Source organism: Neisseria sp. P0009.S008 (assembly GCF_051958615.1).
Taxonomy (GTDB): Bacteria; Pseudomonadota; Gammaproteobacteria; order Burkholderiales; family Neisseriaceae; genus Neisseria; species Neisseria subflava.
Genome location: NZ_JBQCVG010000025.1, coordinates 1 through 6,291, shown reverse-complemented (window position 1 = coordinate 6,291; position 6,291 = coordinate 1). Strand labels below are relative to the sequence as shown.

1 protein-coding gene, 2 tRNA genes and 3 rRNA genes are annotated in these 6,291 nt (G+C 49.9%); all 6 read right to left on the bottom strand.

Translation table 11 applies throughout. The annotated features are described in order from the left end of the window. Window positions 1–124 precede the first annotated feature (124 nt). On the bottom strand, window positions 125–412 hold the full coding sequence (locus ACTHSQ_RS11045) for a ComEA family DNA-binding protein (RefSeq protein ID WP_036472233.1): 288 nt from the start codon (window positions 410–412) through the stop codon (window positions 125–127). Between the two features lie 374 nt (window positions 413–786). After that, window positions 787–900: ribosomal RNA gene (gene rrf / locus ACTHSQ_RS11040) — 5S ribosomal RNA — on the bottom strand. A gap of 94 nt (window positions 901–994) precedes the next feature. Then, a 23S ribosomal RNA gene (locus ACTHSQ_RS11035) occupies window positions 995–3,883 on the bottom strand. 348 nt (window positions 3,884–4,231) lie between these two features. After that, window positions 4,232–4,307, bottom strand: a tRNA-Ala gene (locus tag ACTHSQ_RS11030). A 5-nt stretch (window positions 4,308–4,312) separates the two neighbouring features. Further along, window positions 4,313–4,389: transfer RNA gene (locus ACTHSQ_RS11025), tRNA-Ile, on the bottom strand. Window positions 4,390–4,494: 105 nt separating this feature from the next. After that, a 16S ribosomal RNA gene (locus tag ACTHSQ_RS11020) occupies window positions 4,495–6,035 on the bottom strand. The 16S, 23S and 5S rRNA genes sit together here with 2 tRNA genes alongside, the layout of an rRNA operon. Window positions 6,036–6,291: the final 256 nt, after the last annotated feature.

Here is a 6,291-nt window from a genome sequence, read left to right as displayed (position 1 = left end):
TTACCCAATGTAAAGTCTCCATTTGTCCAGGTCTTCATTCCCGGCCCCATACAAAGCCGCCCGTCAACCCGAACCGCAAACGGTTCGGCCTCGGGGCGGCGTCTACGGCAGTTAACCGTCAGGCTTATTTTTTCACGGCAGGCTGGGCGGCCTTAGGCGCGGCAGAAGAAACCGTCGCCTCCGCCTTCAACTTGTTCAGCACCGCATCACCGATGCCCTTCACGTTTTTCAGCTCCTCCACCGATTTGAACGCACCGTTCTTCTGACGGTATTCCACAATCGATTTCGCCTTAGCCGGGCCGATACCCGGCAAAGCCTCCAGTTCGGCAGAAGACGCGGTATTGATGTTCACGGCAGCCAAAGAGAACGCCGCACAGACGGCGGCAAATGCACCAAATAAAAATTTCTTCATCAGATTTTTTCCCATAACGTGTTTGATTGAATCAGTCAGGAAGTCTACAGAATGGTTTTATTCCAAGCGGTAAACACTGTCACATACGCAGATAGGGCAACAGCCCATACCCACATAAATGCTTACGCCATATTAACGCAAATATCGTTTGATTTCAAATATTCCAAACAGTTAACCGTAACTTTCAGTACTTTTGTTCAAGAATAACAACAGGGTAATCATACATAATCCAAATACCAAGAATGCACGAACACTCAATAGGTATCGGTTCATCAATATTCTTGCACCCCTTACCCCATCACCTATCGCCAAACCGATAGAACCGACAGGCATGTAAAAAGCCCCCGACATCAGTCGGGGGCTTCGGAATGGGTGTTTGGCGGTGACCTACTTTCACATGGAAGAACCACACTATCATCGGCGCTGAGTCGTTTCACGGTCCTGTTCGGGATGGGAAGGCGTGGGACCAACTCGCTATGGCCGCCAAACTTAAACTGTTACAAATCGGTAAAGCCTTAATCAATTATTTAGTGATGACTGAATCAGTCAGTAAGCTTTTATATTTGAAGTTCTTCAAATGATAGAGTCAAGCCTCACGAGCAATTAGTATGGGTTAGCTTCACACGTTACCGCGCTTCCACACCCCACCTATCAACGTCCTGGTCTCGAACGACTCTTTAGTGCGGTTAAACCGCAAGGGAAGTCTCATCTTCAGGCGAGTTTCGCGCTTAGATGCTTTCAGCGCTTATCTCTTCCGAACTTAGCTACCCGGCGATGCCACTGGCGTGACAACCGGTACACCAGAGGTTCGTCCACTCCGGTCCTCTCGTACTAGGAGCAGCCCCCGTCAAACTTCCAACGCCCACTGCAGATAGGGACCAAACTGTCTCACGACGTTTTAAACCCAGCTCACGTACCACTTTAAATGGCGAACAGCCATACCCTTGGGACCGACTACAGCCCCAGGATGTGATGAGCCGACATCGAGGTGCCAAACTCCGCCGTCGATATGAACTCTTGGGCGGAATCAGCCTGTTATCCCCGGAGTACCTTTTATCCGTTGAGCGATGGCCCTTCCATACAGAACCACCGGATCACTATGTCCTGCTTTCGCACCTGCTCGACTTGTCGGTCTCGCAGTTAAGCTACCTTTTGCCATTGCACTATCAGTCCGATTTCCGACCGGACCTAGGTAACCTTCGAACTCCTCCGTTACTCTTTGGGAGGAGACCGCCCCAGTCAAACTGCCTACCATGCACGGTCCCCGACCCGGATTACGGGTCTGGGTTAGAACCTCAAAGACACCAGGGTGGTATTTCAAGGACGGCTCCACAGAGACTGGCGTCTCTGCTTCAAAGCCTCCCACCTATCCTACACAAGTGACTTCAAAGTCCAATGCAAAGCTACAGTAAAGGTTCACGGGGTCTTTCCGTCTAGCAGCGGGTAGATTGCATCTTCACAACCACTTCAACTTCGCTGAGTCTCAGGAGGAGACAGTGTGGCCATCGTTACGCCATTCGTGCGGGTCGGAACTTACCCGACAAGGAATTTCGCTACCTTAGGACCGTTATAGTTACGGCCGCCGTTTACTGGGGCTTCGATCCGATGCTTGCACATCTTCAATTAACCTTCCAGCACCGGGCAGGCGTCACACCCTATACGTCCACTTTCGTGTTAGCAGAGTGCTGTGTTTTTAATAAACAGTCGCAGCCACCTATTCTCTGCGACCCTCCAGGGCTTACGGAGCAAGTCCTTAACCTTAGAGGGCATACCTTCTCCCGAAGTTACGGTATCAATTTGCCGAGTTCCTTCTCCTGAGTTCTCTCAAGCGCCTTAGAATTCTCATCCTGCCCACCTGTGTCGGTTTGCGGTACGGTTCGATTCAAACTGAAGCTTAGTGGCTTTTCCTGGAAGCGTGGTATCGGTTACTTCATGTCCGTAGACACTCGTCATCACTTCTCGGTGTTAAGAAGACCCGGATTTGCCTAAGTCTTCCACCTACCGGCTTAAACAAGCTATTCCAACAGCTTGCTAACCTAACCTTCTCCGTCCCCACATCGCATTTGAATCAAGTACAGGAATATTAACCTGTTTCCCATCGACTACGCATTTCTGCCTCGCCTTAGGGGCCGACTCACCCTACGCCGATGAACGTTGCGTAGGAAACCTTGGGCTTTCGGCGAGCGGGCTTTTCACCCGCTTTATCGCTACTCATGTCAACATTCGCACTTCTGATACCTCCAGCACACTTTACAATGCACCTTCATCGGCCTACAGAACGCTCCCCTACCATGCCAGTAAACTGGCATCCGCAGCTTCGGTTATAGATTTGAGCCCCGTTACATCTTCCGCGCAGGACGACTCGACCAGTGAGCTATTACGCTTTCTTTAAATGATGGCTGCTTCTAAGCCAACATCCTGGCTGTCTGGGCCTTCCCACTTCGTTTACCACTTAATCTATCATTTGGGACCTTAGCTGGCGGTCTGGGTTGTTTCCCTCTTGACAACGGACGTTAGCACCCGCTGTCTGTCTCCCGAGGAACCACTTGATGGTATTCTTAGTTTGCCATGGGTTGGTAAGTTGCAATAACCCCCTAGCCATAACAGTGCTTTACCCCCATCAGTGTCTTGCTCGAGGCACTACCTAAATAGTTTTCGGGGAGAACCAGCTATCTCCGAGTTTGTTTAGCCTTTCACCCCTATCCACAGCTCATCCCCGCATTTTGCAACATGCGTGGGTTCGGTCCTCCAGTACCTGTTACGGCACCTTCAACCTGGCCATGGATAGATCACTCGGTTTCGGGTCTACACCCAGCAACTGTTCGCCCTATTAAGACTCGGTTTCCCTACGCCTCCCCTATTCGGTTAAGCTCGCTACTGAATGTAAGTCGTTGACCCATTATACAAAAGGTACGCAGTCACACCATAAGGGTGCTCCCACTGTTTGTATGCATCAGGTTTCAGGTTCTATTTCACTCCCCTCCCGGGGTTCTTTTCGCCTTTCCCTCACGGTACTGGTTCACTATCGGTCGATGATGAGTATTTAGCCTTGGAGGATGGTCCCCCCATATTCAGACAGGATTTCACGTGTCCCGCCCTACTTTTCGTACGCTTAGTACCACTATTGAGATTTCGAATACGGGACTATCACCCACTATGGTCAAGCTTCCCAGCTTGTTCTTCTATCTCGACAGTTATCACGTACAGGCTCCTCCGCGTTCGCTCGCCACTACTTGCGGAATCTCGGTTGATTTCTTTTCCTCCGGGTACTTAGATGGTTCAGTTCTCCGGGTTCGCTTCGCTTATCCTATGTATTCAGATAAGGATACCTCCTATGAGGTGGGTTTCCCCATTCGGACATCGCGGGATCATAGCTTTATTGCCAGCTCCCCCACGCTTTTCGCAGGCTTACACGTCCTTCGTCGCCTATCATCGCCAAGGCATCCACCTGATGCACTTATTCACTTGACTCTATCATTTCAAGAACCTCTTTGACTTCGTTTGCCTACCCGTTGACTAGGGAAGCAAACTTGAAATTCCTACTTTGATAAAGCTTACTGCTTTGTTGTGTCTTAATCCTGCCTTTTGTGTTTCAGGATTAAGTCGATACAATCATCACCCAAATACTGTGTTTGTTTTCTTTTCTCTTGCGAGAGATTTTTTATCCTTTGCAAAGAACAAAAAATCAAAACAAACTCATTGTCTTTGTTTGTTGATTTCGGCTTTCCAATTTGTTAAAGATCGATGCGTCGATATTTCACTTCGCAAATCAAAATAAGCTGCTAAGTATAGCAGGCTTCCTTTGATTTGTAAAGTTCTTGGTGGAGGCAAACGGGATCGAACCGATGACCCCCTGCTTGCAAAGCAGGTGCTCTACCAACTGAGCTATGCCCCCGTTCTTGGTGGGTCTGGGAGGACTTGAACCTCCGACCCCACGCTTATCAAGCGTGTGCTCTAACCAGCTGAGCTACAAACCCGGATTCTCTTCTTAAGCGAATCTTGTCTTCACTCAAGCTTTTCTATTCCGCATCTTTTACAGTTTACCGATAAGTGTGAATGCATCAGACCTCTTCTTTCTCTAGAAAGGAGGTGATCCAGCCGCAGGTTCCCCTACGGCTACCTTGTTACGACTTCACCCCAGTCATGAAGCATACCGTGGTAAGCGGGCTCCTTGCGGTTACCCTACCTACTTCTGGTATCCCCCACTCCCATGGTGTGACGGGCGGTGTGTACAAGACCCGGGAACGTATTCACCGCAGTATGCTGACCTGCGATTACTAGCGATTCCGACTTCATGCACTCGAGTTGCAGAGTGCAATCCGGACTACGATCGGTTTTGTGAGATTGGCTCCACCTCGCGGCTTGGCTACCCTCTGTACCGACCATTGTATGACGTGTGAAGCCCTGGTCATAAGGGCCATGAGGACTTGACGTCATCCCCACCTTCCTCCGGCTTGTCACCGGCAGTCTCATTAGAGTGCCCAACTAAATGATGGCAACTAATGACAAGGGTTGCGCTCGTTGCGGGACTTAACCCAACATCTCACGACACGAGCTGACGACAGCCATGCAGCACCTGTGTTACGGCTCCCGAAGGCACTCCTCCGTCTCTGGAGGATTCCGTACATGTCAAGACCAGGTAAGGTTCTTCGCGTTGCATCGAATTAATCCACATCATCCACCGCTTGTGCGGGTCCCCGTCAATTCCTTTGAGTTTTAATCTTGCGACCGTACTCCCCAGGCGGTCAATTTCACGCGTTAGCTACGCTACTAAGCAATCAAGTTGCCCAACAGCTAATTGACATCGTTTAGGGCGTGGACTACCAGGGTATCTAATCCTGTTTGCTACCCACGCTTTCGAGCATGAACGTCAGTGTTATCCCAGGAGGCTGCCTTCGCCATCGGTATTCCTCCACATCTCTACGCATTTCACTGCTACACGTGGAATTCTACCTCCCTCTGACACACTCTAGTCACCCAGTTCAGAACGCAGTTCCCAGGTTGAGCCCGGGGATTTCACATCCTGCTTAAGTAACCGTCTGCGCTCGCTTTACGCCCAGTAATTCCGATTAACGCTCGCACCCTACGTATTACCGCGGCTGCTGGCACGTAGTTAGCCGGTGCTTATTCTTCAGGTACCGTCATCAGACAGGGGTATTAACCCTGTCCTTTTCTTCCCTGACAAAAGTCCTTTACAACCCGAAGGCCTTCTTCAGACACGCGGCATGGCTGGATCAGGCTTGCGCCCATTGTCCAAAATTCCCCACTGCTGCCTCCCGTAGGAGTCTGGGCCGTGTCTCAGTCCCAGTGTGGCGGATCATCCTCTCAGACCCGCTACTGATCGTCGCCTTGGTAGGCCTTTACCCCACCAACTAGCTAATCAGATATCGGCCGCTCGAATAACGCAAGGCCCGAAGGTCCCCTGCTTTCCTCCTCAGAGAATATGCGGTATTAGCTAATCTTTCGATTAGTTATCCCCCATTACTCGGTACGTTCCGATATATTACTCACCCGTTCGCCACTCGCCACCCAAGAAGCAAGCTTCTCTGTGCTGCCGTCCGACTTGCATGTGTAAAGCATGCCGCCAGCGTTCAATCTGAGCCAGGATCAAACTCTTATGTTCAATCTCTAACTTATAACTTCTGGTCTGCTTCAAAGAAACCGACAGGACAATGTCTAAAACATCATCTTGTCTGTCTTTCAAACAGTGTGAGGCCCAATGCACTCACACTTATCGGTAATCTGTTTTTAAAGAGCGAATCGAATTATACAGTACATTTAGCAAATGTCAACTAAAATTATCGAAAATTTCAACCAACTGTGTTATACTGTCTGCTTCGTTTTCTTCACCGCGTCAGCAGCGAAGAACCGAACTATAC

Bases quoted from the DNA above. Each gene is read 5' to 3' on its own strand.
- ACTHSQ_RS11045 (WP_036472233.1), bottom strand. From the start codon at position 412: ATGAAGAAATTTTTATTTGGTGCATTTGCCGCCGTCTGTGCGGCGTTC.